Source organism: Nocardia sp. NPDC023852 (genome assembly GCF_040639505.1).
In the GTDB taxonomy this organism is placed as follows: domain Bacteria; phylum Actinomycetota; class Actinomycetes; order Mycobacteriales; family Mycobacteriaceae; genus Nocardia.
On record NZ_JBFAAB010000017.1, the window covers coordinates 1 to 25,466 of the forward strand.

Below are 25,466 nucleotides of genomic sequence, written 5' to 3' on the forward strand. Positions count from 1 at the left end.
AATCGGGAACTCGAGAAGCGGGTGGTCGAGCTGGAGCGAGTCAATGCGGTATTACGTTCTGCGAGTGCATATTTCGCCTCGGAGCTCGACCAGACCCGGAGGTGATCGTGCGGTTCGTCAAAGAACACCCGCAGTACCCGGTCGAGCTCGTATTACGGGTGCTCGAAATTCCGTCCTCAACCTTTTATGAGTGGCGCAGGCGCGGCGCGCGGCCCTCGGCGCGGCAGCTGCTGGAGGAGGAACTGCTGGGCGAAATCGTGGACATCCACACCAGCTCGGGCGGCGCGTATGGCTCGTCGCGGGTGCATGCCATGCTCGCCCGTCGCGGCATTCGGGTCGGTCGCAAACGAGTCGAGCGGTTGATGCGGTCGGCGGGGTTGCAAGGCGCATTCCTGCGGCGCAGGTGGCGGGTTCCGTCGAAGCGACAGAATCCGCGAACGCCCTGTTCGCTTACATCGACGGCTGGTACAACTCCCAGCGCATACAGAAGAAGCTGGGCTGGCGATCACCCGACGAGTTCGAAGCCAGCTATCATCAACCGGTTCCAGCCGGAACCAGATAATTCGCTCTCCGGCTAAGCGGGGGAACCTCAATCAGCCCGCCGTTGACCCGCCAGGTCAGGTTGTCGCCAGGACGCCACCCGAGAGCGCCCAGCACCGATTTATCGGCCACGCGTCCATTGGTGTCGACGGCCCGGATGCCGTAGACAGCCGTGCTCTCGCGCGGTGGCTCCAGGTTTGCCATCGGCAGCGCGGGCCCGGTTCGCGGCGACTGGTCGCCGCGGAACCGCGCGGTAGCCGCAGTGGGTGAGAAGAAGGGAATGACCGGAGCGAGTGTGTCATCGGTCACACAAATCACCCCCAAAGAGGGTGAAACCGCAGGTCACGAGGATTGAGTCGAGGCGAGTGTCCGAGCACTGCTCGAACACCTTTCCTACAGCACCGATGCTACAAATTTGTGTCCGGAGGGGGACTTGAACCCCCACGCCCGATAAAGGGCACTAGCACCTCAAGCTAGCGCGTCTGCCATTCCGCCACCCGGACCGGTGGTGCTCAGCAAGATTATCGGATCCCTCCGCGTGGACCAAATCGCGCCTGGGCCTGGCGATACTCGGGATGGCTTCGGCGCGGCGACGCCGCGCGGGCCGCGCGACCGAAGGGTTTGTTTCGGGTGCACGCCCCGCGCGGGTGTCAGTGGAGTTCTTCGAAGGTACGTTCGAAGGCAAGGGTGCCGTGGCCGTCTGTTACCTGGCGGTCGAGGAGTGATTGGAGGGGAGCCACGAAGTCGAGGGTGACTCCCGCGTCGCGGCTGGCGCGGTTGATCGCACCGAGTGCGGATTTGTGGAAGGCGATGGATTGGACAGGGTCGGCGTAGTTGCCGGCGTCGATGACGCGGCCTTGGTATGGAAGTGATTGGGTCATCGCGGCGACCCACGCGGCGGCCCGTTCGCCGAACTCGGCGGCCGACACGCCGACCGAACGCATCATGGCTGCGCCGTGCAAGAAGCCGCCGAACATCGCGTACATGGCCGCGAGCAGGGCGAAGTCGTAGGTTGACGCGAGTCCCGCGTCGTCGCCGAAGTACTCTGCGGCAGCGAGCAATTCGAGGGTCTCGCGGTGGGCGTCAAAGATTTCATGTGAGCCGCTGTAGAGGATCGAGGCGCCCGGCTGGCCGATCATGGACGGCACCGCCATGATTCCGCCGTCGAGGAAGGCGCTGCCGTGCTCGGCCGCCCAGGCCGCGAGTTCACGAGCCTCGCCGGGAGCGGTGCTGGTCAAGTTGATCAGCTGCCGTCCGGACAGCCGGTGGGCCACCGGGTCCAGGGTGTCGTGTACCGAGGCGTGGTCGAGCAGGACTGTGATGATCAGCCCTCCGGCGCGGATCGCTTCGTCGACGGTGGCAGCACCGGCGGCCCCTGCCGCGACAAGGTCGGCGTCTTTGCCGGGTGTGCGGTTCCATACCGTCGTCGGCAGGCCCGCCTTCAGGAAGGCCGCGGCCAGCGCTTTGCCCATCGCGCCCAGCCCCAGGATCGCGACCGGGGTGTTCGTAGTCTCCGCCATTGCGGTTCAACTCCTTGGAAGATGGAAAACATCGTGGTCAGCGCGCTGAAGCCAAGGTTGCCCTTTGCCCGGCGGACCGGCAAGTACCTACTATTTTGTCTGGTACTTACCAAACTGTATGTAAGCAGGTAGAGAGGTCGGACGATGGGCGCGAAGCGATCCGGGCCGTATTTCTGTGGTATCGACGCCGCGATGGACGTAGTCGGCGGCAAGTGGAAGGCGCTGATTCTGTGGGAGTTGGCGAACCACATGGTGCGGCGCTTCGGCGAATTGCGCCGGGGCCTGCCGGGCGTCTCGGAAAAGATGCTGATTCAGCAGCTGCGGGAGCTGGAGGAGGACGGGATCGTGAACCGGGTCGTCTATCGCGAGGTGCCGCCGCGGGTCGAGTATCGCCTGACCGCTCGCGGGGTCTCGCTCAACGCCGCTCTGGAACCACTGGGCGCTTGGGGTCGCGACCGCATAGATCGAATCGGCGCGGCGCGCGTGCACCAGTCGGACTGACCAGCCTATCGTTGTGCGCCCGAACAGCGGTCGGTGCGACTGTGATCCCATTCGGCTGTGCCGAACCGACAGGCCGCGAGCCACCATCGGGCAAGTCGGAGAAGGTCCGCGACTTCGTCGTCCAGAGTCTCGAACGCGGGCGCTGCCGTAGGAGGCTGATCCGCGGTCTCGGGAACGCGGATGCGATCGCGCAAGGCGAAAGCGAGTTGGAGTGCGGCCTCCGCGGATCCGCGTTCACGGTCGGGAATCCCCTCCCTGGCTGTGGATCAAGCCAGTATCTGCGAATCCACCGCCCACTACCAACACCATCAGCCCGATCACCGGCCATGCGGCCGCGGCGGGAACCGACGAGGTCATTGCCGCGTGAACAAGACGTTCCTCAGGCTCTGGTCGCGCAGCGGCGGCCATGACCATAGTGGCGAACAACTCCGCTTCCCGTTCCCAGGTATCCGTGTAGTTCGAGCGGCCGAGGACGGCCTGCACCGTCGACGGGTCGATGCTCGGCAGGACCGACCGGAACAGTGGATCCAATGCCGTCATCGAACCGCTGGGCACGATCGTGACCGATCGCCGGATTCGAAGGCCGACCGACCAGACGGTACCGGGGGAGAGCACCGATTACGATCAGGATGATGCGGATCCGCCCGGAGCCTCGAGCAGGCTGATTACCTACCACGGCCGAGTGCGCGCGGCCCTGGCTCGGTGGTGAGTGCACCGAGGCTCGTCCGTCAGGTGGTAGGAAAGGGGACGTGTCCGCAACTGGCGAAGGAATTGATCCGAACAGAAGCTCACGCGCGGTGTCGGAAGTGGTGGAGCTGGTCAGCACGCTGATCCGCTTCGACACCTCCAACACCGGCGACCTGGCCACTACCAAGGTCGAGCGCGAGTGCGCGCAGTGGGTGGCCGATCAGCTGAATCAGGCGGGGTACACCACCGAGTACGTGGAATCCGGGGCGCCGGGGCGCGGCAACGTGTTCGCGCGGCTCGAAGGCGCCGATCGCACCCGGGGTGCGCTGCTGATCCACGGGCACCTGGATGTGGTGCCCGCCGAAGCCTCCGACTGGAGCGTGCATCCGTTCTCGGGCGCGGTGCGCGACGGCTACGTGTGGGGTCGCGGCGCGATCGACATGAAAGACATGGTCGGGATGATGCTGGCGCTTGCCCGCCAGTTCAAGCTCGAGGGCACGGTGCCGCCGCGCGATCTGGTGTTCGCCTTCATCGCCGACGAGGAGAACGGCGGCAAGTGGGGTTCGCAGTGGTTGGTGGACAACCGGCCCGACCTGTTCGAGGGCATCACCGAGGCCGTTGGGGAGGTCGGTGGTTTCTCGCTGACGGTCCCGCGTCCCGACGGCACCGAACGCAGGCTGTATCTGGTGGAGACGGCCGAGAAGGGTCTGGGCTGGATGCGTTTGCGCGCCAAGGCCCGCGCCGGTCACGGCTCGTTCCTGCACGAGGACAACGCGGTGACCATCCTCTCGGCCGCGGTGGCGAGACTGGGCAAACACACCTTCCCGCTGGTTCTCTCGGATTCGGTAGCCGAGTTCCTGGCCGCCGTCGCCGAGGAGACCGGGTTGGAGCTCGACCCGTCCAGTCCCGACATCGAGGGCCAGCTGGCCAAGCTGGGCACCATCTCCCGCATCATCGGCGCGACGCTGCGCGACACCGCGAATCCGACCATGCTGCAGGCCGGCTACAAGGCCAACGTGATCCCGCAGACCGCCGAGGCCGTGGTCGACTGCCGCGTAGTCCCAGGACGGCAGGCGGCGTTCGAGCGTGAGGTGGACGAACTGATCGGCCCGGACGTCGAACGCGAGTGGATCACCAAACTCGATTCCTACGAGACGACCTTCGACGGCGACCTGGTCGACGCGATGAACAACGCGGTGTTGGCCCACGACCCATGTGGCCGCGCCGTGCCCTACATGCTGTCCGGTGGCACGGACGCGAAAGCGTTCGCCCGCTTGGGAATTCGCTGCTTCGGGTTCGCACCGCTGCAGCTGCCGCCGGAGTTGGACTTCACCGCCCTGTTCCATGGCGTCGACGAGCGGGTTCCGGTGGAGGCTCTCGAATTCGGCACCCGTGTGCTCGAACACTTCCTACTGCACAGCTGAACCGATCCGAAAGAGGTTCCATGACTTACAACCCGTACGACGCGCTTCCTCAGCTACCGTCCTTCACCCTCACCTCCGACGATGTCACCGACGGGCAACCGCTAGGCAACAACCAGGTCAGCGGCGTGTTCGGCGCGGGAGGCAACGACATCTCGCCGCAGTTGTCCTGGTCGGGCTTCCCTGCGGAGACCAAGAGCTTCGCGGTCACGGTGTACGACCCTGACGCGCCCACCGCCTCTGGTTTCTGGCACTGGGTAGTCGCCGACATCCCGGCCGGCGTGACCTCGCTCCCCAGCGGCGCGGGCAGCGGGGAGGAGGGCGGAGCGATGCCGTCCGGGTCGATCACGCTGCGCAACGATGGGGGCTTCCACGGCTACGTCGGCGCGGCACCGCCGCCTGGTCACGGCCCGCACCGCTATTTCATCGTCGTGCACGCAGTGGACGTCGAAAGGCTCGGCATCGACGAAAACGCCACACCCGCCTACCTCGGCTTCACCTTGTTCTCGCACACGCTGGCCCGCGCCACCCTGATCGGCACCTACGAGCAGAAGTAGAACTCGGACACGAGCTGTGGTCCTGGGCGAAATGCTCAGGGCCACAATGCTTTTTCCTGTGCATCTGCCCATCTGCATGCCGCCGTTACTCGAGTCGGTCACCATTCATGACACGGGTTACCCAGGCGAGATAGACCCCTGAGAGAGGGGATGGGTTGGGGCGGGAGGCGTTTCGAGGGATATGGATATCCTCTGTCCGTTGTCACCGCTCCAAGAGAAGACCCAGAGGAGGACTGATGGGTTCCGAACGCACTGTCCGCGAGGTGGTGGACATGATCATCGAGCTCGGTCTTGTCGACCGGTCCATACCCGCGGAGACCTTCGAGCCGGACGTACTCGACGAGCCGCTGAGCTACTTCGGACACACGGCCCAGGAGGCCGTGCTCAGTCTGCTCAGCGAACTGGAAATTCGATACTGGTTCGATTACAAGACGTTTCGCGGCATCCACGAGGCCGACGACGCCGAACGGCTGCAGTGGTATCGGGAAGAGTTGCAGTCGATCGCCTCCTGCAGCCGCGGCGTGGTGACCATCACCAACGTGCGACTGGTCGAGAACGATGCGGGCTGGCGGCTGCAGTTCGACTGTAACGGCGTGACCGAGTCGTGGCCGGTGTATCCCGGGGATGAGAACGAGGCTTTCGAAGCCGGACTTGTCTTCGCCACGCACCTCACCGGGATCCCCGCGAACTCCCCAGAGCGCTTTTGTGCCGTGGATCCCGGAGACGAGGACGTGAACGGGGAAGCCGTCTTCGGCGATCCCGAGGCGCTCAATCGGCTGGGCGCGCATTTCGGACTCACATTCACGGCGTAGCCGATCGAGAGACCGGCCGACAGCAGACGTGAGCGGCTTTGCCGACCAGCACCTGAGGACCGGACAATCAGGTCGATCAGGCCGATAGCGCAGCGGCAGTTGAACGCTGGTGCCCCGTCGACCAAAGGCGGTACGCTACCACTGAAGGCGACCCAGGCGGGCTGCTTGATGGAACGATGAGGGAACGAATTCAATATCCGCACGGAAACGGCCTTTGTGTTGTTCTTCGCCGGGCTCATATTCTTGTGGGCACTGGTTCTCGGTGTGTGGAAATGGCAGGCGATGACCAACTCGCCGAATGGCTTGGCACACCCCTACGTCGATATCGCCCACCGAGCCGCATTGCTCTACGCGTTCGCGACCGGGCTGATCGCGGTGTTCGTCGAACTGTCCGGTTGGCCGTCAGCGGTGAACTTCGCTGCGGCTGCGACGATGATCCTGCTGTTCGTGGTGACGATCGCGAACTATATCCGGCTCGGATTGCGGCGTGAGACCGACAACCAGATGCGCAACCCACCGCCCTCGATGCGTTTCGTGCTAGCCGCTCTGATCGTCGGCGGAGATCGGAGGCTTCAGTGTCCTACTCATCGGCTTCGCCACGGCGCAGCTGTAGTACGCCGACCTCTTGGTATCCCCTCCGATGCCGTCTGCTGACCGCTCGTGAGGAATAGCGCGCGCGGCACTGGTACGACGCGGTCGAGATAACGATGGACGACCCGAAGAGGTATCCGAGAGTGCCTGTGAGCGGTGGCTCGGATCGATCATCGTAGCCACGTGCGGGAATTGTGGTTGGCCTTCCTCGGACGTCGAGACCTTTACGCGCCGATGAGATCCGTGGCCGATGCGGAGCCTGGCCGCGCGTGGACGGTTTCGCCCGGCGTGATGACAACCGGATCAACAGCCAACGGCACGTCACCGACGCTCGGGACCACCGCCGCAGGGTCATCGGCGGGCACGGGGAGCTGCCCAGTATCCGGCTCGACCGCCCACGGCGCGGAATCCGTGGGAATCCAGTGCTTGCGACGCCTGCGCTTGGCCTCCAGATAGTCGCGGGCCCGCTCACTGTGCACCTCGGTCCGCAACGGCACCGCGGTGACTTGCAAACCGGCCTGCCGCAGGGCTTCGACCTTGCCGGGGTTGTTGGTGAGCAACTGCACCGAACGCAGGCCCAGATCCGTCAGAGCGCGCGCGGTCGCGACGTAGGTGCGGGCGTCGGCAGGGTAGCCGAGCTTCTCATAGCTGGCGAATGTATCGGTGCCCGACAGTTCGCTCTCCCTGTACCCGAGCGCCTTCGCGATCAGTCCCGCGCCGCGGCCCTCCTGCTCCAGATAGACCAGCACCCCGCAACCCGCGGCCTGAATGAGATCGAGCGCCTTGTCCAGCTCGGGCCCGCAATCGCAGTCATCGGATCGCAACGCCTCACCGTACAGGCAACGCGAGTGCACCCTGACCAGACATCCGTCGGTTACCGCACCGAACATCAACAGGTGTCCCCGCTCGTTGTCCTCGTTCAGTTCCACCACACGAACTCGCAAATCATGCCCCTTGCGACCGAACCGATGATCGGTATCGGCAAGGCCGGAGACAATTCTGGTCAATGCTCCTCCGTAGCGAGTCGGAATATCCGTTCGACCTCACTCACCAGTGGCATTGCGCCGGGGACATCCCCGACCGATTGCGTCGCCACCATCGCGGCGGTCGCCCAGACGTAGTCGTTGCGTTCGGCGGGGCGGCGCGTCGAAACGAGACGATATACCAGCGCGGCGGAGAAGGCGGCGTGAGCGCCGACCGAGTCCTCCAGCGCGGTCGGAAACGGCTGGAATTCAGCGCTGACCTGGTCGGACCACACCGTGCACCGAAAGTCCTGGATCGCGCACACCGACCGCACTCCGAGCGCACGCAGCAGCGTTGCGGTCTGGGCACCGGAGCCGGTGGCGCCGTCGGGCAGCATCGCCAGCGCTCCGAGTTCCTTGTCCGCGCCGACCAGATAGTCCACTGCGCCGAGGTACTGGTAGAGATACTGGGGGCGATCCAGCGGCGGCGCCGGATGGACGACCACCAGCGGCCGGGTTTCCAGGCACCGCAGCTCCGCCATGATCTGCTCGATGACCCCGGTCGGTTGTTCGAAGGTGAGCAATATCGCATCGGAGCCGGCCAGCGCGTTGCGGATGCCCGAACTGCGTAAATCCTGGGCGCTCAACCGGATTCGCTCATCCTTGCATCCGATCGTGCTGGCCGCGCCGGTGCCGGCGATGATCACCGACGTGACCGGTGTCGGCGCGTAAGGCACCACCTTGACCAGTTCGGTGTCGACCCGTTCGCTGCGCAGATACTCCAGAATGCGACTTCCGGCGTCGTCGTCGCCGACCGCCGAGATCAGGCGAACGTCCATCCCGAGCCGGGCGGCCGCGACCGCGCGGGTCAGGCCCTTACCGCCGGGATGCTCCTCATAGCTGCCCCGGGCGGTGCCGCCCGGGCCCGGAATCCGGTCGACCAGGTACATGTGGTCGATGACCGCGTCACCGATCACAGTCACCGCACCGCGGGACTTCGCCGAAATCGACTGGCGCACGGTAATTTCCGATGCAGCGATGACGGCGTCGACGACGTGTGCGCCGTCGAAGACCGACGCCGTGGCCAGCAGGGAGGCCAGTTCGGTGAACGCACGGTGCTCGGGCGCCGCACGCAGCGACCGAACCGTCGGCGCGGCGGGAATCCGTTGCGCCCCCATGGCTTCGTGCAGCACATCCCAGCGCTGGGTGAGATATTCGCGACGCTCACCCAAATCCGAGGCGTACAGACGGTCGAGGTCCACGCCGTTCGGCGGACGCTCGCGCAGCAGACCCAATGACAGCTCCGCATCGACGATCAGCCGGTCGGTGGGCTCCAACCGCAGGACCAGCTCCTGCACCAGCGGCAGTACCGCCTCCTCCCGCGCGATGCCGGCACGCCACGCGTACTGGCGCACCGCGAGCAGATCCAGCAGCGGCAGCACGTCGATTTCGGTGTTGCGCAAACGGTTCGAGCTCAGCCCGGACCGTTTGCACAACCGCGTAAGGATATTGCGAACGGCAACCATTCCCGAGTCCTGCGCGACCATGGCGAATGCCCCCTCCTCGATCGGCGCGTCGTCGGTGCGCCGCACTCACGTCAGCCACTCGGGTTTAGTCAGCCAGCGAACTGTCAATTACCAAATTACAACGGCAATTGCGCGCGGGGAACGGCAAATGCCACACTTGATGTGGCGATCCCCATCGCAGCACCAGGCATTCGGGAGGGCTGGTGATGAAAGTGATTCTCCTGATATGGCAGATTCGACGGCGACGGCAGCACCGCCCCGCCGGACCAGAGACCGAGCTGGTGGCGAAGTCGGTGGTGGACTGAACGAGCCGCCCAACTCACCCGCAGCGAAGAAGCCGCCCACAGGCCGTCTGTGCGTCCGCCGGGCCGAGCACAGCCTCCTGCGATCGGTGCGCCACGGCCAACTCGTCCGCCACGGAGCCAGCTGTGGCGACCTACGCGAAGTGGGCGTGGCGGGCAGGCAGCGAGGAACAGGCATGGCGACTGAATTGGTGCACTCCCCGCCTCACCCGCGAACAGGCACGAGCCGCAATGAACCTGAGCGGACTGCTCAGCGCCTTCGGCTCGGCAACGGACCCGTCGGCCCACGAGTGCGCCGACGCACAGGGAATCACCCTGCAGCACGCATCGATCGCGCTGCCTCAGCGGATGCACGACAGGAGGCATTCGTGACCATCGATCCCAGCACCCTGGAGCCGGCCTCACTCCACCTGTTGCACCGGAGACAACAATGACCGTTCACACCACCGAATGGACGATGACCAGTGACATCACCCCGGAGTCGGCCTACCGCGACATCGAGGGCACCGACATATGGCGGCTGAGCTGGCTGCCGAACCGGTCACTGACCCGCGCCCAAGCGCAGGCGGGTATGGAACTCGACGAACTGCTCAGCGACCCGCACGGTGTCCACGACCGGATGATCCAGGCCCGCGCCGACACCTATGCCGACCAACTGGGCATACTGCGCGAACACGCCGTGATCCTGCTGGCCAAGCGGATGGCGGCGAGATTGAGCCACGACCAGCGAACGAAAGGCGACACGGCGCCGCCGGGGCCCGGCCCGCGTACCCGACGATTGCGCACCCACAGCATCGAACCGCCATTCGTGCACGGCTGACAGATCGACCGCGCCGCCGACGCGACTCAGGCGTCGGCGGTGTGCTCCGCGCCGACGGCCTCGCTGATACTGCGATATCCATCCGCGCGCACCCGATCGGCGAGACCACGATGGATCTTGCGCATCCAGAACGGGCCGCCATAGATGAAGCCTGTGTAGCCCTGCAACAGGGTGGCGCCGGCAAGGATGCGTTCCCATGCCTGGTCGACAGTTTCGATGCCGCCCACCGAGATGAGCACGAGACGGTCGCCGACACGGCGGTACAGGCGGCGCAGAACCTCGAGGGAACGGTCGGCGACTGGTGCGCCGGACAGGCCTCCCGGGCCCATGGCGGCAACCTCGGCGGGACCTGTGCGCAGCCCATCGCGGCGGATAGTGGTGTTAGTGGCCACGATGCCCGCCAGACCGAGCTCGACGGCGAGATCGGCAACCGCGTCGATGTCCTCGTCGGATAGATCCGGGGCGATCTTCACCAGGACCGGCACCCGCACACGGTCCAGCACCGCACGCAGAATCGGGCGCAGCGATTCGACGGCCTGCAGGTCACGCAGGCCGGGGGTATTGGGGGAGCTGACATTGACGACGACGAAGTCGGCGTGCGGCCCGAGCAGGGCGGCACTGGTCGCGTAATCGGCGGCCGCGTCGTCGGGTTCGACGATCTTCGTCTTGCCGATATTGGCGCCGATCGGCACGCCCCCGCGTCGGTTGCGCAGCTGTTCGGCGGCAGCGGCCGCCCCGTGGTTGTTGAAACCCATTCGGTTGATCAGGGCATGGTCGGCGGGCAGCCGGAACAGCCTCGGCGCGGGATTGCCCGGCTGGGCCTGGGCGGTGACGGTACCGATCTCAGCGAAACCGAACCCGAGCGGGGCCCACGCGTCGACGCCGTCGGCATTCTTGTCGAAACCGGCGGCCAGGCCGAGCGGCGCGGGGAAATCAACCCCGAACGCGGTGCCGCGCAGGACGGGGTCATTCGTGGTCAGTAGCTCGGTCATCGCCCAGCGCAGCGGCGGGAACCAGGCGGCAAACCGCATGGCGGCAAAGGCCAGATGGTGGATGCGTTCCGGCGGAACCAGGAACATCAGTCGTAGTAGCAGGGCGTACATCGGCTCACATTCCGGGTTCGGGCTGAGGTATTGCGGATTTTCGTCGGCGCAGCAGCACCCGCCTGCTGCCGTCGGTGTAGGCCCGCACCCGCGACAGCTCCCAGCCACCGAACTCGGCCTGGATCGTCAGCCGCATGGACGCGGTCACCCGCGTCACGTCGGGTGGCAAGCGCAGCGGCACATACTCGTAATCGTCGCTGCTGGTCTCCCAGCCCGCGGGCAGGCCACGCTGGCGCGCCCGGTGCGCCGTCGGATCGGGAGGTGCCGCGGAATCGTCGCCCGCGCGCGGTGTCCGAGCCATCAGTGCCCTCTCTTCCGATCGTTCGCACCGATCCGTTGCAGACCGTCGCCGGTCGCGGACCCCACGAACAAGTCACCGGTGCGCTGCTCGATGGCCACCGAGTTCGGCTGCCGAACGGTCGAGTAGCGGCCCACTTCCTCCGGTATACCCGTCGACAGGTCGAATCCGACGACTTCGTTGCTCTGCGTACACGTCACCCATACGGTGTCGGACCGCTGGTCATAGGCGAGCGCGTAAGGCGACGATCCTACCGGGAACCGCTGACGCAGCACGAGCGGTCCAGCACTATAGACCAGCAGTTCGTTACCTGCGGTATCGGCGACGACGATACGGCCGAACAGATCGGTGACCAGGTTGGTGGCGCCGTCGCCCGCGCGAAGCGCCGGACCGAGGCGGTCTGCACCGAGGTCGACCTGGGTCAAAGAGGTTTGGCGGCGGTCCAGCACAGAGACGTGTTCACCGGTGAGCGCGACCGCGTCGGCGGAGGCGAGCCCCGACACGGTCTCGGCGACCTTACCGTCGGGGGAGACGGTGCGGACCTTGCCGTCCGCGGTGCCGACGATCAGCGACCCGTCCTGGCGCTGCTGTACCGACTCGGCGTCGCCGTCGACCGGTATCTCGCTCATCACGCCGGTCACGAGGTCCACACGGATGACACGGTTCGCCGCGGGCACCAGGACTTCCCCTGGCTTGCCTTGGGCCAGACCTGCCCCGTGTGCGGGCAGCTGCAGGGTGCGCATGCCGGGATCCGGAATGCCTCCGGGGCCGACGCGGGTGAGCGTTGCGGGATCGACGACGAAGAGCATGGCGGTGGTGTCGCTGCTCGCGTCGAGCGCGACGAGCTGCCCGGTGCCCACCTCGGCGAGCAGTCCGCCGACCTGATTCGCGAGCGCGAAGACCTCGCCCGCAGGCCGCGCGCTCGCGGCGGGCGCGACCGCGGCAGTGGCCGGTTCCCTGGTCGGCTGATCGTCACCGCCGGTGCCGGAGGAGCATCCGGCCAGCAGCACCAGCAATGCCACACCTGCGAATGCCGAGCAGACCGAGCCACGAGGGCGCATCCACCGAACTCCTTCTACCGACGAATCTTCCGCAACCGAACCATCTGACCATGATGACGTAACCGACCGACCGACCGGGTCTCTACTCGAGCAGAATGTCGGTGATCGGGGTTACGGTGGACTCCACACACTGTCCGAATCAGGGAGTTCCGGTTGAAAGCCGACAATCCGTCGGGATTTACCATCGACGACATCACCGTCGGCGGCTACGCGCACGGGTTCGGCACGACGGCCGACGGCCGCCCCTACGCGTTCCGCACGGTCCGCTCGACCCTGATGCTCGAGATCTACCGCCGCGACCTCGACAGCGCCGTCCCTGCCCCGGAAGACGTGGTGGCGGTCGCCGAGGCCAGAGTCACCGACATCGACCTCGAGGACGAACGCAGTGTCATCGCCCTGGTGCGGGATATGATCCCCGACGCCGCACCGGTCGAGTCCGCCGCGGACCGGGACGTCACGACCGTGCGAGCCCTGCTGGGACGAATCAGCGCCGTAATCGAGGGTATGTAGACAGTGATGACTGACACACCGCTCGCCCGGGCCGCCCGGATCGCGGCAGGCCTGCTGTGGGTGGCCGTCGCCGCGGCCTGCAGCACCGGCCCGGACGAGGCCGCCGTCGACGCCGCGCGCTCCTCTGCGAACGCATCGCTGTCGGCGTCGGTCACCGCCTCGGCCAGCGCCGCCCACCGGCCGCTACCCACCGCCGCCGAGCTCGACGCCCACATCAAACGGGCACTGGACCCGGCACTGCCCGACAGCGAACGCACCGACCTGATCGAGGACGGCGAGGCCTTCCGCCAGGCTATCCCCGACATGTACAGGGCGCTGCAGGACAACCCCCGCGCCGTCTACGGCGTCACCGACCCCGTCTTCGACAACCACGACGGCACGCTCACCGCGACCATGCGGCTGGACAAGGACGGCACCGGCACCACCGTGCGCACCACCGTTATGCACTTCGTTCTCGTCGACGGCAAGTGGAAGATCTCGCGCACCGACTTGTGCGGCATCCTGCGCTCCGCCGACTACCGCACCCCGGCCTGCGGCTGAACCGGGCTCCGCGACCCGATGCTGAGATCCGGATCGCTGCGGTGGGGACGGTTCGTCCACCGCAACCGCTATCTCGTGCTGGCCGCGTCCGTACTGTTCGTACTGGTGTCGGGTTGGTACGGTCGCGACCTGTCCGGGCGGCTGACCCAGGAGGGCTGGTTCGATGAGAACAGCGAATCGGTCGCGGCCGCCGAACTGGCCGACAACACCTTCGGGCGCGACACCGACAGCGACCTGATCCTGCTCTACACCGCCCCAGACGGGAAGACGGTCGACGATCCCACCGTCCGCGGACCGGTGACCGAACAACTCGCACACCTGCTGGCGACCTATCCCGACCACATACTGAAGATCGACAGCTATTGGGACAGCCCGTTTTCCACACAGGCCACCGACGCCTCGCACACCCACGCGTTCGCCAGCATCGGCTTGCGCGGCGCGGGCACCGCGACCGTGGAGAACTACACAGCCATCAAAGACCATCTCGGCTCCGGGCACGACGGCGGTGGCCCCGGCGGCACCACGGTGCAGCCGGCCGGATTGCAGCCGGTCGTCGAAGGCATCAACAGCGGCATGCAGCACGACATCAAACGCGCGGAAATCATCGCCTTGCCGATCGTGGCGATCCTGCTGTATTTCGTGTTCGGCGGCGTCATCGGCGCGCTGCTACCGGTGCTGATCGGCGGCATGACGATCCTGGGCACGCAAGGCGGACTGCGACTGCTGACCGACTACATCGACGTCAACGTCTTCGCCAACGCCGTCATGACTTTGGTGAGTCTTGGACTGGCGATCGATTACGGGCTGTTCACCGTCACCCGTTTCCGGGAGGAGCTCGCGGCCGGACACACGGTGGAGGAGTCCACCGCGCGTACCGTCGCGACCGCGGGACGCACGGTGCTGTTCTCGGCGGCGATCATCGCCATCAGCCTCGGCGCGCTGTTCATCTTCCCGATCGGGGTGCTGCGCTCGGTGCCCTACGGCGGCATCAGTTCGGTACTGCTGGCGGCGTTGCTGTCGGTGACCGCGCTGCCCGCGGCGTCGAGCATCGTCGGACACCGCATCGACTTCCTCGGGTGGAAGCGGTTCTCCCGAACCAGGACCGAGGCGCAGATCGACGCCGGGTTCTTCTCCCGGCTCGCGCTGTGGGCGATGCGGCGCCCGCTCGCGGTGGTGGTCTCGATCGCGCTCGGGCTACTCGCGCTGAGTATCCCCTTGCGGCACATCGAGTTCGGCGGACTCAGCGAGCGGTATCTCGCCGACGACAATCCGGCGCGGGTGGCGCAGGAACGATTCGACGAACTGTTCCCGAGCTTCCGTACCGAGCCGTTGAAACTCGTCGTGGTGGGCGCCGACCCGCAGCAGTTGAGCGACATCCGATTCGCCGCCAACCAGGTCGCCGGGCTGACCGGACGGTTCGATCCCTCCGCGCCGACCACAGACGGAATCAACGTGCTCGCCGCCGGGCTCGCCGACAAACGCGAAGCGGACCGGGTGATCGCGGCGTTGCGGGCTCTCCCCGAACCACCCGGGGTCGAGGTGATGGTCGCCGGGGTGCCCGCGCTGGAACGCGACAGCATCAACGGTCTGCTGAAGGGTCTGCCGACACTGCTGGCGATCCTGGTGTCCGCGGCGCTGGCGCTGATCTACGCGGCATGCCGGTCGGTCGTGCTCGCGCTGAAGGCCGTCGCGATGAGCGCACTCAGCCTCATCTCGACCCTCGGCGTGCTGACCTGGGTGTTCGTCGAGGGGCACGGCGCGGGAATGTTGCATTTCACGCCGGGACCGTTGATGTTCGCGGTGCTCGCGCTGATCGTGACAGTGCTGTTCGGGCTGTCCACCGACTACGAGGTGTTCCTGCTGTCGCGGATGTCGGAGGCGCGCGCCGGAGGCGCCGACGCGCCGGAGGCGATCCGCTACGGCATCGCCCACACCGGCGGCGTGATCACCTCCGCGGCCGCAATTCTCATCGTGGTCACCGGCGCGTTCGGATTCTCCGACCTGGTGCTGATGAAATACATCGCCTACGGGATGATCGCGGCACTGATCCTGGATGCCACCGTTATCCGCATGCTTTTGACGCCCGCCGTCCTGAAAATGATCTGGCGGTAGCTTCACGTCACGTAGGTCGCCGTGGCGCAAATTCACCGGCGGACGGGAAGGACCAATTGGGCGCCGGTGACCGGGTGGTCGAGGACCTCCACCGGGTGCTGGTAGACGCGAGTGAGCAAGGCAGTCGTGAGGACGTCGCGGGGTGGGCCGTCGGCAGCGATGCGACCGGATTCGAGGACGGCGACGCGGTCGCCATAGGCGGCGGCGATACCGAGATCGTGCAGGACCACCACCACCGCGGCGCCTGCGGCGGCGCGAGCGGTGGCCAGACGCAGCACGGCTTCCTGGTGGCCGAGGTCCAGTGCGGCAGTCGGCTCGTCCAGCAGCAGGGTGCCGGTGTCCTGGGCGAGCACGCGGGCCAGCGCCACCCGGGCGCGTTCACCGCCGGACAGCGTCGGAAACGACCGGGCGGCAAGGTGTTCCACGTCGGTGGCGGCCATCGCGGCGGCGATCTGCTCCTCGTCACGTTCGCGGCGCTCGGTGCGCACCCAAGGCGCGCGGCCCATGGCCACCACTTCTCGTGCGGTGAACGGGAATCCGACGGTGTGGCTCTGCGGCAGCACGGCCCGCCGCCGCGCCATGTCCAACGGCGACCAATGCGCCAACGCCCGCCCATCGAGCTCGACCACTCCTTCGCTGGGCGTCAACTCCCCGGCCAGCGCAGCCAGCAGCGTCGACTTGCCCGCACCGTTCGGGCCCACCAGCGCCACGACCTGCCCCGCGACCACGTCGAAGTCGACCCCCTCGAGAACACGCCGACTGTGCGCCCCACCGCCGCGCCGATCCACACTGACCCCGACCGCGCGCGCCGTCACCACCCCGCGTTCCGGCGCCACCGGCACTTCCTGCCCCCGAGCGAACACCCCGCCCAACCCGTGCCGCACCCCGCTCACCGATCACCTCCCACACGAATGCCACCGATCGAGGGGTACACCACGGAGAGGCTTACTCGGCGTTTGCCGCAGCTCCGTGCCACTCGACGGAGAGCGCGGGCGGTCACGCCCAGCCCCCGGAGCGGGCTCGGGTGCGGCGCAACAGCCAGAAGAAGAAGGGGCCGCCGATCAAGGAGGTGAGCATGCCCAGGGGGAGATCGGCGTTGTCGACCAGGGAACGCGCGGCGACGTCGGCGGCGAGCAGGACGACGGCGCCGACGATCGCGCTGAGCGGAATCAGGACGCGGTGGCCGGGGCCGACAAGCATGCGCACGAGGTGCGGGACGATGAGGCCGACGAACAGGATGATTCCCGTGAACGCGACACCGGCGGTGGCCAGAACAGCGACGACGACGATCACGTTGCGGCGCAAACGCTCCACATCGACGCCGAGATGGCGCGCCGCGGACTCACCGAGCGCGAGCAGGTCCAGCCGGGGCGCGATGAGCACTGACGCGGCCACACCGACGGAAGTGAGGCACGCGACCACGCCGACGGATTCCCACGTGGCGCCGTTGAGCGACCCCAACTGCCAGAACACGATCTGGTCGCGGGCCGCCGGAGAAGCGACGAACAACAACAACGCGATCAACCCGCCCGCGAACGCGTTGATCGCCACACCGGTGAGCACAAGCGTGACGACCTCGGTGCGACCGTTGGAACGCGCCAGCACATACACCAGCAACGTGGTCGCCAACCCCGAGACGAACGCGGCCGCCGCCACTGACCATGCAGCGACGAACGCGCCGCCGACCACGATCACCGTTCCCGCACCGACCGCCGCGCCCGCCGATACCCCGATCACCCCCGGTTCGGCGAGCGGATTCGCGAATACCCCCTGCAACAGCGCACCCGCTGTCGCGAGCGCGGCCCCGACCAGCATCGCCAGCACCACCCGCGGGAACCGCACCTGCCACAGCGTCACCTCCCCGGCGGAATGCGCGGGCATCGGCCCCCACTCCAGCCCGATACGGTGCAGAACGCTGCCGGCCACCTCGGCCGGTGTCGTCGGCACCTGACCGATTGCCGCCGACGCGAGCGCCAGCACGATCAGCCCGGCGATTGCCACCACGAACACGATCATCACCTGCGAGCGGCGCCGCGACTTCGCCGCAGCCGTGACCGTGGGCCCCGCCGGCTTCGTGGCCGAGGAACTCATGCGGGCTCGGTGCCGTACACGGCCTTGCTCAGTGCCGCGATTACCCGCCCGGTGTTGGGTCCGAAGCTCAGCAGCACCGCATCGGACATGTCCACCACGCGCTTGTCCCGGCCGGCCGGAGTCTGGGCGATGCCGGGCACCTTTTGCAGCCCGTCGACTCCGCCGACGGATTTCAAACCGTCCGACATCACCAGCAGCACATCCGGCGCCGCACCGATCATGGCCTCGCTGGTGATCGCGGTGAACGGCTCGGTCAACCCGGCGACGGTTCCCGCGTCGCGTGCGCCGAGCGCGGCGATCAACGCGTCCGCGCCCGACCCAGGCCCGGCGAGCATCGTAATGGCGGTGGAGCGCAGATACAGGAACGCTATGGTCAGTCGCGGATCCCTGGCGGGCACTGCGGCGCTCGCGGCGGCGATCTCGTCGCGGGTGCGCTGCGCCAGCGCCTGCCCGCGATCCGGCACGCCGAGCGCGCCGGCGACAGCCTCGATCTGTGGCACCACCCCCTCCATCGTGCGCTGCGGATCGAAGTAGACGACCGTGACACCGGCCGCGCGCAGCTGCTCTCGCACAGCGGGCGCGGCACTGGTGGTGTCGGTCAGGAACACCGAAGGCCGCAGCGCGAGAACCGATTCCGCATTCAGCGACCCGTTGCCGCCTGACACGTTGGGAACATCCCGCACCGCGGGGAACGCGGCTGAAGTGCTACGCCCGACCAGCTTCGGTCCCAAACCGAGCGCGTAGACGATCTGGGCGAGGGTGCCGTAGCGGTCCACGGCGATGATGCGGCCCACGTCGGTGACGGTGACCTGGGTGCCGTCGAACGAGCGCACCGTCACCGGCAGCGCGGGCGTCGGTTCCGACCCGATCGGCACCGGGTCCAGATCGCTCAACGTCGCCGTCGACGGCCCGTGTCCCGCGTGCGAGGTCCCACTGTCGGCACCGCACGCGACCGCACCGACGAGCAGGCCCACCGCGAACACAGCCGAGACGGCACGCAACCCCCCGGTTCGGACTCGACGGAGACGCCCACCCACGGTTGCTGCAGTGCTCATGCGGGCAAGGCTAATCCGCCTCATTCGGTGCGTGCACTGACGTCGTCCAGTGCGGCCGCGATCGCGCGCGGCAGTTCGAGCGTTTCGGCAGCCAGCACCCCGGTGAGCTGCCCGATATCGCGGGCGCCGACGATCATGCTCGCGATGGCGGGCCGATCACGGATCCAGGCCAGCGCTACGGCCAGCGGCGAGGTGCCCAGCCCATCCGCGGCGGTCACCAGTGCGTCCACCACCCGGGTGGCGCGGTCGTCGAGACCGCTGCGGATCTCCGCGGCGGTCGCCTCGTCGGCGCCACGCGAGTCGGCCGGAACACCGTCACGGTACTTGCCGGTGAGGATGCCACCCGCCAGCGGCGCCGAGGCGATCACACCGACACCATGATGCTGGGCCGCCGGTACGAAGTCGGCCTCCGCGCCGCGCGCGAGCAGCGAATACGGTGTCTGCGCAGCGGTCACCGGCACGATCGCGGCCAAGCTGGCCAGCTGCCAGGCCCCGAACCCACGTACCCCCGCGTAGCGGACCCGCCCGGAACGCACGGCCTGCTCCAGGGTCGCGGCGACCTCCTCGAGCGGCGTCCGCGGATCCCACACCGCGACATTCCAGATGTCGAGATAGTCGGTGCCGAACTCGAGCAGCGTCCGATCCAACTGCCCCAGCAGCGCCCGCCGAGAGGTGTCCACCGTGGTCCGCGCCACCTCAGAGCCGGGCACCGCGGGCCCGGTCGGCGCCGGAGCGCGCCGCAGCGCGATCCCCGCGCATCCGCTGAGCACCACATCGTCACGCGACACCAGATCCCCCAGCAGCTCGGCCAGAATCCGCTGCGCGCCGCCGCCCGCGTAAGCGGGGGAGGTGTCCACCAGCGTGCCACCCGCGTCCACGAACGCCACCAGCTGCACCGCGGCGTCCTCGGCGTCGGTGTGCGATCCCCACGTGTGGGTCGCCAGGCCGATCCGGGACACCCGGAGGCCGCTGCGTCCGACCGTCCGCTGTTCCATCACCGTGTCCGCGCATTCGTCACGGCGCCAAGCCTAGAGTGTGCCGCCCCGAGTCGGCGTCCACGCGCACCGTGGGTCGCGGCGCAACGGCCCGACATGTCGGCAACGGCCCGACACGGTACTGTCGCTGCGAGATTGCGGCGATGATCACGTCGGTGGTGCAACCTGCCGGCACGCCAATTGCCCAGTCGGATCGAAGGTTTCGGGCAGCAGGGAGAGGTAGTTCGTGGTTGAGTCGATGACCTGGGTACAGGCACTGGTGCTCGGTCTGGTGCAGGGATTGACAGAGTTCCTGCCGATTTCGTCGTCGGCGCATCTGCGCATCGTGTCGGCGGTGTTCTTCGGCGACGACGCGGGCGCCTCGTTCACCGCGGTCACCCAGCTGGGCACCGAGGCCGCCGTGCTGGTGTATTTCGCCAAGGACATCGGGCGGATCGTGCTCGCCTGGTTCCGCGGCCTCGCCGACAAGACGCACCGCGGACTGGACTACCGGGTGGGCTGGTATGTGATCATCGCCACCATCCCCATCGGCGTGCTCGGATTCCTGTTCAAAGACCAGATCCGCACGGGGGCGCGGAATCTGTGGCTGGTGTCGTTCATGTTGATCGCGTTCGCGCTGGTGATCGCCGCCGGTGAATACTACGGACGCAAAGAGCGTCCGATCGGGGAGTTGACCACCCGCGACGGTCTGGTGATGGGTTTCGCGCAGTGCCTCGCGCTGGTTCCCGGTGTGTCACGTTCGGGCGCGACGTCGACGGCTGGTCTGTTCCTCGGTCTCGAGCGCGAAGCGGCCGTGCGGTTTTCGTTCCTGCTCGCCATTCCCGCCGTGACCGCCTCGGGTCTGTTCAGCCTTCCGGACGCGTTCGAACCCGCCGGCCAGGGACTCCATGCCAGCGGGCCGCAACTGCTGGTGGCGACGCTGCTGGCGTTCGTGGTCGGCTACGCTTCGGTAGCGTGGCTGCTGCGGTTCGTGGCGCGGCATTCACTGGACTGGTTTGTCGGCTACCGCATCGTGCTGGGCCTGACCATCATGGGTCTGCTGGCGGGCGGGGTGGTCTCGGCGACATGATCGCTAGGCTGACCGCATGACGGTGATCCTGTTGCGGCACGGGGCGTCGACCTCGAACCTCGCCCGCACTCTGGCCGGTCGCAGTACCGGCGTCGAGCTCACCGAGCGCGGCGACGAGCAGGCGAGGGCGGTGGCCGAACGACTGGCCGGGTTACCGATCGAACGCATCGTGCACTCCCCACTGCTGCGCTGCCAGCGCACGGTAGCGCCGCTGGCGGAGAAGTTCGGGCTCGAGCCGGTGTTCGATGAACGACTCATCGAAGTGGACTACGGCGAATGGACCGGGCGTCCGATCGCCGAACTACTCGAGGAACCGCTGTGGAAGGTCGTGCAGCGACACGCCTCCGGCGCGGTATTCCCCGGGGGCGAGGGCCTGGCGCAGGTGCAAACCCGTGCGGTGGCCGCGATCCGCGACCACGACCGGGCACTGGCCGAGCAACACGGCCGCGACGCACTGTGGGTGGCGTGCACGCACGGCGACGTGATCAAATCGGTGCTCGCCGACGCCCTGGGCATCCACCTCGACGGCTTCCAACGGATCATGGTGGAGCCCGCCTCGATCAGCGTGATTCGCTACACCCCGACCGCGCCCTACGTGTGGCGGCTCAACGACACCGGCACCGATCTTTCCGCCCTCGCGGCGACCGGACCGCAACGCTCGGCGCCGACATCTGCCGCCGGCACCGGCGCCGCGACCGCCGACGCTTCCGGGCCGGTTCCCGGCGGGGAGCTTGGTGGTACCGGAAGTGCGGATAATGGGAATGCGGAGCGCTGAGATTCCTTGTAAACGATGTAGCAACCGTTGTATGGAAGCCGCGCGCCGCGGGTAGTCGATCAGGGTCACGTATCAGGAGGTGCATGTGTCACGCGCAATCCATGTATTTCGCACCCCCGATCGTTTCGTCGCCGGGACCGTCGGTGAGCCGGGCGATCGCGCGTTCTATTTACAGGCCGTTCAGGAACCGCGCGTCGTCAGCGTGCTGCTGGAGAAGCAGCAGGTCAAGGTGCTCGCCGACCGGATGGGTCTGCTGTTGGACGAGGTGGCCCGCCGCTTCGGCGCCGAGGTGCCGCCGCAGGCCGAGGATGTCAGCGACAACGCACCGCTGGTGACCCCGATCGACGCCGAATTCCGGGTCGGCACCATGGGTCTCGGCTGGGACGCCGACGCAGGCGCGGTGGTGGTGGAACTGCTGGCGATCACCGAAACCGAGGTCGACGAGTCGGTGGTACTCGACGACACCGAGGAGGGCCCCGACGCGGTGCGCGTGTTCCTCACCCCGATCCAGGCCCGCGAGTTCGCGCTGCGCTCGACCCGGGTGATCGCGGCCGGGCGTCCCCCGTGCCCGCTGTGCGGTGAACCACTGTCGGCGCGGGGGCACATGTGTGTGCGCACCAACGGATACAAGCGCGGCGACATCTTCGGCGCGGCCGAAGCAGAGGAGTGAGTCGGTGGTCGAGACCGGGGACCGATTCCGCAGCGGCGAGCTGACGGTGATCGGGCGGGTGACTACCGCCAGCAACGTGACCCTGGTCTGCGAGGTGATCGACACCGCCCCCGACGACGCGAACGGCCTTCCGCTGCGGGTCGTGTACAAGCCGATCCGTGGCGAGCAGCCGCTGTGGGATTTCCCGGACGGCACCCTGGCCGGACGCGAGGTGGCGTCGTATCTGATCTCCGAGGCAATCGGCTGGGCCCTGATCCCGGAGACGATCCTGCGGGAGGGGCCCTTCGGACCGGGCATGGTACAACGCTGGGTCGAGGGCGTGGACAACCACACCGCGCAGGGTAACCGGCTCGACCTGATCGACCTGTGCCCGGCGGGTGCGATACCGGAGGGTTTCTGCGAGGTGCTGCGCGCGCTCGACCAGGAAGGAAACGAGGTGTCACTGATCCACGCCGACGATCCGCGACTGCAACGGATGGCGGTGCTGGACATCCTGCTCAACAACGCCGACCGCAAGGGCGGGCACGCACTGGAAGGCGTGGACGGGCAGGTGTACGGCGTCGACCACGGCATCTGCCTGCACGCCGAGCACAAGCTGCGCACCGTGCTGTGGGGGTGGGCCGGTCAGCCGATCTCCGACGGCCTGATCGCCGACCTCACCGCATTCGCGAAAGAGTTGCCCGGCGCGTTCGCGGACACGCTCAGCGAACACATCACCGACGCCGAGATCGATGCGCTCACCGAACGCACCCAGCGGGTGCTCGACGACCCGGTGATGCCTGTGCCGCGTACGGCACGACCGATCCCGTGGCCTGCCTTCTGACCTCGCCGGCCGATTCCGCGGCGATGGCGATGCCGTCGCGGAATTCCTGGCACAGTTGAGCTTCGATGCTCGGCGCGACGACGAGGAGGACCCGATGACCCATTCCACCGGAGACCGTGCGGCACCGACCGTGCAGATCGGGATCGGCGCGCCGACCTACAAATTCGCATTGCACTACGTGCATCTCTACGACAAGAAGCCCTACCCCGACACCGACCTGCATCTCTACGACAACGGCATCTACTGGCTCAGTTCGGAGGGGGAGAACCACTTCGGGGTCTACGTCCTCACCGAGGGGTCGGTGGACTCGGGCCGGTTCACCATCCGGTTCATCTCGTTGCCCTCACCGGACTGGGGCGACACGGTCGCCTACCACGAACTCGAGTTCGACGTGGCTCGCGGCGAGTTCACCCAGATCGCCCTCGCCGACACCGACCCGGACATTCCGGACCTGGACGGGACATTCGCGATCACCCGGAACACGATCACCGATCCCACCCGCCGCGCCGACAGCTGATTCAGCGAAACCAAAAACCTTGACATCCCCCGATTCGCTGGAAGACGCAGCTCGGCACCGGCCGCCCGACGACTCCCGCGCGGCGCGAGGCCGGGCCGGGGGCGGATGATCTCGACCACACCCTTACCCTCGTAATCATGCAGTCCTGGTCCGATACCGCCCTTCCGACCGTCCCCGGAGCAGGGCCGCCGTTGCGGTTGTACGACACCGCGGACCGTCAGGTGCGACCGATTACCCCCGGTGCGACAGCCACCATGTACGTCTGCGGGATCACCCCCTACGACGCGACCCACCTCGGGCACGCCGCGACCTACCTGACCTTCGACCTGGTCAACCGGGTGTTACGAGACGCGGGCCACGACGTGCACTACGTGCAGAACGTCACCGATGTCGACGATCCGCTCTTCGAGCGGGCCGCGCGCGACGGCGTGGACTGGCGAGACCTGGGCTCTGCCGAGATCGACCTGTTCCGCGAGGACATGTCGGCGCTGCGCATCGTGCCGCCGCGCGACTACATCGGCGCCGTCGAATCCGTCGACGAAGTCGTCGAATTCGTGCAGAAGCTCCTGGCGTCCGGCGCGGCCTACGTCGTCGACGACGCCGAGTACCCCGACATCTACTTCCGCGCCGACGCCACCGAGCAGTTCGGCTACGAATCCGGTTACGACCGCGCCACGATGGAGCGACTGTTCGCCGAGCGTGGCGGCGACCCGAACCGCCCCGGCAAGCGCGACGCCATCGACGCGCTGCTGTGGCGCTCGGCCAGGTCCGGTGAGCCGTCGTGGCCTGCCCCGTTCGGCGCGGGCCGACCGGGCTGGCATATCGAGTGTTCGGCGATCGCGTTGAACCGGATCGGCCCGGAATTCGACATCCAGGGCGGCGGCAGCGACCTGATCTACCCCCACCACGAATACTCCGCCGCACACGGCGAGGCGCTGATCGCGGGCCGTCGTTTCGCCCGCCACTACGTGCACGCCGGACTGATCGGACTGCACGGGGAAAAGATGTCGAAGTCCAAAGGCAATCTGGTGCTGGTGTCGGCGCTGCGCCGCGGCGGCGTCGACCCCGCCGCCATCCGCCTCGGGCTGCTGGCCGGCCACTACCGGCAGGACCGCATGTGGACCGAGGAGGTCCTCGAGCAGGCCCAGCGACGCCTCGAGTTGTGGCGCTCGGCCGCCGCGTCGGCGGCGGGCCCGTCGGCCACCGACACGGTCACGCGCCTGCGCCAGCACCTGGCCGACGACCTGGACACACCCAAAACGCTGGACGCCGTGGACAACTGGGCCCGGCAGGCCCTCGACTACGGCGGCATCGACACCGAGGCGCCCGCACTGATCACCACGGCGGTCGACGCCCTGCTCGGCGTCCGCCTGTAACCGACTGACCTGTCCTCGCTGCAGGCCGGCGCGATTGTCGAGCGCATCGCTTGCTTGCGCCACGCCCGCTATGACTTCACCGTCGGCGCGGGGTGAAGTGACCGTGATCCGGCAGCGGCACTCCGCACGCACCCCGCCGGACCCGGAAAGCCGATCGTCGCGGTTCTTTGGTTCTTTTCCCGTCCGGAGCCGGGCGTTGTGCTCGCGCACCACCGACGGAGCGTCGCATGCG

Annotated in this window: 29 protein-coding genes, 1 tRNA gene and 2 pseudogenes; 18 read left to right on the plus strand and 14 right to left on the minus strand. The window is 67.4% G+C overall.

The annotated features are described in order from the left end of the window. Positions 1 to 158: 158 nt before the first annotated feature. Both AB0H00_RS21665 and AB0H00_RS21670 read left to right on the plus strand, forming a co-directional pair. A pseudogene (locus tag AB0H00_RS21665) lies at positions 159 to 392 on the plus strand (IS3 family transposase); the annotation flags it as partial. Between the two features lie 11 nt (positions 393 to 403). Continuing rightward, positions 404 to 562: an IS3 family transposase gene (locus AB0H00_RS21670; protein WP_357269110.1), complete on the plus strand. Its 159-nt coding sequence runs from the start codon at positions 404 to 406 to the stop codon at positions 560 to 562. Here AB0H00_RS21670 and AB0H00_RS21675 read toward each other — a convergent pair. From AB0H00_RS21675 to AB0H00_RS21685, 3 genes are all read right to left on the minus strand, one after another. Next, positions 535 to 849, minus strand: coding sequence for a hypothetical protein (locus tag AB0H00_RS21675; RefSeq protein WP_357269140.1), 315 nt, complete (start codon positions 847 to 849; stop codon positions 535 to 537). The two genes, AB0H00_RS21670 and AB0H00_RS21675, sit on opposite strands and share 28 nt — an antisense overlap. 109 nt (positions 850 to 958) lie before the next feature. After that, positions 959 to 1,043: transfer RNA gene (locus AB0H00_RS21680), tRNA-Leu, on the minus strand. 147 nt (positions 1,044 to 1,190) lie between these two features. Beyond that, entirely contained in the window at positions 1,191 to 2,060 is an 870-nt protein-coding gene (locus AB0H00_RS21685; RefSeq protein ID WP_357268816.1) for an NAD(P)-binding domain-containing protein, read from the minus strand. Between the two features lie 144 nt (positions 2,061 to 2,204). Between AB0H00_RS21685 and AB0H00_RS21690 the strand changes: the two genes are divergently transcribed. Next, positions 2,205 to 2,561 carry a helix-turn-helix domain-containing protein gene (locus AB0H00_RS21690; RefSeq protein WP_357268819.1) on the plus strand — a complete coding sequence of 119 codons (357 nt, stop codon included), beginning with the start codon at positions 2,205 to 2,207 and terminating at the stop codon, positions 2,559 to 2,561. A gap of 5 nt (positions 2,562 to 2,566) precedes the next feature. On the opposite strand, the gene AB0H00_RS21695 is transcribed toward AB0H00_RS21690, so the two are convergent. Both AB0H00_RS21695 and AB0H00_RS21700 read right to left on the minus strand, forming a co-directional pair. After that, the gene (locus AB0H00_RS21695) at positions 2,567 to 2,809 is read right to left on the minus strand and encodes a hypothetical protein (RefSeq protein WP_357269113.1); all 243 of its coding nucleotides are present in this window, start codon (positions 2,807 to 2,809) and stop codon (positions 2,567 to 2,569) included. Beyond that, positions 2,796 to 3,101 (minus strand): hypothetical protein, encoded by a 306-nt coding sequence (locus tag AB0H00_RS21700; RefSeq protein ID WP_357268822.1) that lies wholly within the window; start codon positions 3,099 to 3,101, stop codon positions 2,796 to 2,798. The genes AB0H00_RS21695 and AB0H00_RS21700 overlap by 14 nt, the downstream gene beginning before the upstream one ends. Positions 3,102 to 3,310: 209 nt before the next feature. Between AB0H00_RS21700 and AB0H00_RS21705 the strand changes: the two genes are divergently transcribed. From AB0H00_RS21705 to AB0H00_RS21720, 4 genes and pseudogenes are all read left to right on the plus strand, one after another. Continuing rightward, a complete protein-coding gene (locus AB0H00_RS21705) occupies positions 3,311 to 4,672 on the plus strand; it encodes a M20/M25/M40 family metallo-hydrolase (RefSeq protein WP_357268825.1) in 1,362 nt (453 codons plus the stop codon). A 20-nt stretch (positions 4,673 to 4,692) separates the two neighbouring features. Next, positions 4,693 to 5,226, plus strand: coding sequence for a YbhB/YbcL family Raf kinase inhibitor-like protein (locus tag AB0H00_RS21710; protein ID WP_357268828.1), 534 nt, complete (start codon positions 4,693 to 4,695; stop codon positions 5,224 to 5,226). A gap of 236 nt (positions 5,227 to 5,462) precedes the next feature. Next, a complete protein-coding gene (locus AB0H00_RS21715; RefSeq protein ID WP_357268831.1) occupies positions 5,463 to 6,038 on the plus strand; it encodes a hypothetical protein in 576 nt (191 codons plus the stop codon). Positions 6,039 to 6,233: 195 nt separating this feature from the next. Next, positions 6,234 to 6,651: pseudogene (locus tag AB0H00_RS21720) on the plus strand (hypothetical protein). 202 nt (positions 6,652 to 6,853) lie between these two features. Here the strand turns inward: AB0H00_RS21720 and ribA are convergent. Both ribA and AB0H00_RS21730 read right to left on the minus strand, forming a co-directional pair. Next, positions 6,854 to 7,636, minus strand: a complete 783-nt coding sequence (ribA, locus tag AB0H00_RS21725) for a GTP cyclohydrolase II RibA (RefSeq protein WP_357268834.1) — start codon at positions 7,634 to 7,636, stop codon at positions 6,854 to 6,856. Beyond that, positions 7,633 to 9,183 carry a PfkB family carbohydrate kinase gene (locus tag AB0H00_RS21730; RefSeq protein ID WP_357268836.1) on the minus strand — a complete coding sequence of 517 codons (1,551 nt, stop codon included), beginning with the start codon at positions 9,181 to 9,183 and terminating at the stop codon, positions 7,633 to 7,635. Before AB0H00_RS21730 ends, ribA begins: the two co-directional genes overlap by 4 nt. A 362-nt stretch (positions 9,184 to 9,545) precedes the next feature. On the opposite strand from AB0H00_RS21730, the gene AB0H00_RS21735 reads away from it, so the two are divergent. Next, positions 9,546 to 9,791: a hypothetical protein gene (locus AB0H00_RS21735; protein WP_357268839.1), complete on the plus strand. Its 246-nt coding sequence runs from the start codon at positions 9,546 to 9,548 to the stop codon at positions 9,789 to 9,791. Between the two features lie 58 nt (positions 9,792 to 9,849). Next, a complete protein-coding gene (locus AB0H00_RS21740) occupies positions 9,850 to 10,239 on the plus strand; it encodes a hypothetical protein (protein ID WP_357268842.1) in 390 nt (129 codons plus the stop codon). Between the two features lie 26 nt (positions 10,240 to 10,265). Here AB0H00_RS21740 and AB0H00_RS21745 read toward each other — a convergent pair whose 3' ends face one another. Genes AB0H00_RS21745 through AB0H00_RS21755 form a run of 3 tightly spaced genes read right to left on the minus strand, consistent with a single transcriptional unit; the run spans position 10,266 to position 12,701 of the window. Next, positions 10,266 to 11,342: a quinone-dependent dihydroorotate dehydrogenase gene (locus tag AB0H00_RS21745; protein WP_357268845.1), complete on the minus strand. Its 1,077-nt coding sequence runs from the start codon at positions 11,340 to 11,342 to the stop codon at positions 10,266 to 10,268. Between the two features lie 4 nt (positions 11,343 to 11,346). Beyond that, positions 11,347 to 11,643 (minus strand): DUF5703 family protein, encoded by a 297-nt coding sequence (locus AB0H00_RS21750; RefSeq protein ID WP_357268847.1) that lies wholly within the window; start codon positions 11,641 to 11,643, stop codon positions 11,347 to 11,349. Then, positions 11,643 to 12,701 (minus strand): hypothetical protein, encoded by a 1,059-nt coding sequence (locus AB0H00_RS21755; RefSeq protein WP_357268850.1) that lies wholly within the window; start codon positions 12,699 to 12,701, stop codon positions 11,643 to 11,645. The genes AB0H00_RS21750 and AB0H00_RS21755 overlap by 1 nt, the downstream gene beginning before the upstream one ends. A 153-nt stretch (positions 12,702 to 12,854) precedes the next feature. Here AB0H00_RS21755 and AB0H00_RS21760 point away from each other — a divergent pair, with 153 nt between their 5' ends. From AB0H00_RS21760 to AB0H00_RS21770, 3 genes are read left to right on the plus strand one after another with little or no spacing between them, the layout of a single operon-like run. Beyond that, positions 12,855 to 13,211, plus strand: coding sequence for a hypothetical protein (locus AB0H00_RS21760; protein ID WP_357268853.1), 357 nt, complete (start codon positions 12,855 to 12,857; stop codon positions 13,209 to 13,211). A gap of 6 nt (positions 13,212 to 13,217) precedes the next feature. Continuing rightward, a complete protein-coding gene (locus AB0H00_RS21765) occupies positions 13,218 to 13,751 on the plus strand; it encodes a hypothetical protein (protein ID WP_357268857.1) in 534 nt (177 codons plus the stop codon). An 18-nt stretch (positions 13,752 to 13,769) separates the two neighbouring features. Then, the gene (locus AB0H00_RS21770; protein ID WP_357268860.1) at positions 13,770 to 15,863 is read left to right on the plus strand and encodes an MMPL family transporter; all 2,094 of its coding nucleotides are present in this window, start codon (positions 13,770 to 13,772) and stop codon (positions 15,861 to 15,863) included. A gap of 32 nt (positions 15,864 to 15,895) precedes the next feature. On the opposite strand, the gene AB0H00_RS21775 is transcribed toward AB0H00_RS21770, so the two are convergent. The 4 genes from AB0H00_RS21775 to AB0H00_RS21790 form a co-directional block, all read right to left on the minus strand. Beyond that, positions 15,896 to 16,756, minus strand: a complete 861-nt coding sequence (locus tag AB0H00_RS21775) for a heme ABC transporter ATP-binding protein (protein ID WP_357268863.1) — start codon at positions 16,754 to 16,756, stop codon at positions 15,896 to 15,898. Positions 16,757 to 16,859: 103 nt separating this feature from the next. Continuing rightward, positions 16,860 to 17,879, minus strand: a complete 1,020-nt coding sequence (locus AB0H00_RS21780) for an iron ABC transporter permease (RefSeq protein WP_357269116.1) — start codon at positions 17,877 to 17,879, stop codon at positions 16,860 to 16,862. 71 nt (positions 17,880 to 17,950) lie between these two features. Further along, the gene (locus AB0H00_RS21785) at positions 17,951 to 19,009 is read right to left on the minus strand and encodes an ABC transporter substrate-binding protein (protein ID WP_357268865.1); all 1,059 of its coding nucleotides are present in this window, start codon (positions 19,007 to 19,009) and stop codon (positions 17,951 to 17,953) included. 20 nt (positions 19,010 to 19,029) lie between these two features. Continuing rightward, positions 19,030 to 20,004 (minus strand): aldo/keto reductase, encoded by a 975-nt coding sequence (locus tag AB0H00_RS21790; RefSeq protein WP_357268868.1) that lies wholly within the window; start codon positions 20,002 to 20,004, stop codon positions 19,030 to 19,032. Positions 20,005 to 20,230: 226 nt separating this feature from the next. Here AB0H00_RS21790 and AB0H00_RS21795 point away from each other — a divergent pair, with 226 nt between their 5' ends. From AB0H00_RS21795 to mshC, 6 genes are all read left to right on the plus strand, one after another. Next, positions 20,231 to 21,073, plus strand: coding sequence for an undecaprenyl-diphosphate phosphatase (locus AB0H00_RS21795; RefSeq protein ID WP_357268870.1), 843 nt, complete (start codon positions 20,231 to 20,233; stop codon positions 21,071 to 21,073). Between the two features lie 16 nt (positions 21,074 to 21,089). Next, entirely contained in the window at positions 21,090 to 21,848 is a 759-nt protein-coding gene (locus tag AB0H00_RS21800) for a histidine phosphatase family protein (protein WP_357268872.1), read from the plus strand. Between the two features lie 85 nt (positions 21,849 to 21,933). Further along, positions 21,934 to 22,518, plus strand: coding sequence for a DUF3090 domain-containing protein (locus AB0H00_RS21805; protein ID WP_327117022.1), 585 nt, complete (start codon positions 21,934 to 21,936; stop codon positions 22,516 to 22,518). Positions 22,519 to 22,522: 4 nt separating this feature from the next. Beyond that, entirely contained in the window at positions 22,523 to 23,341 is an 819-nt protein-coding gene (locus AB0H00_RS21810; RefSeq protein ID WP_357268875.1) for an SCO1664 family protein, read from the plus strand. Between the two features lie 94 nt (positions 23,342 to 23,435). Next, on the plus strand, positions 23,436 to 23,858 hold the full coding sequence (locus AB0H00_RS21815; protein WP_357268877.1) for a hypothetical protein: 423 nt from the start codon (positions 23,436 to 23,438) through the stop codon (positions 23,856 to 23,858). Between the two features lie 137 nt (positions 23,859 to 23,995). Further along, a complete protein-coding gene (gene mshC, locus AB0H00_RS21820) occupies positions 23,996 to 25,234 on the plus strand; it encodes a cysteine--1-D-myo-inosityl 2-amino-2-deoxy-alpha-D-glucopyranoside ligase (RefSeq protein ID WP_357268879.1) in 1,239 nt (412 codons plus the stop codon). Positions 25,235 to 25,466: the final 232 nt, after the last annotated feature.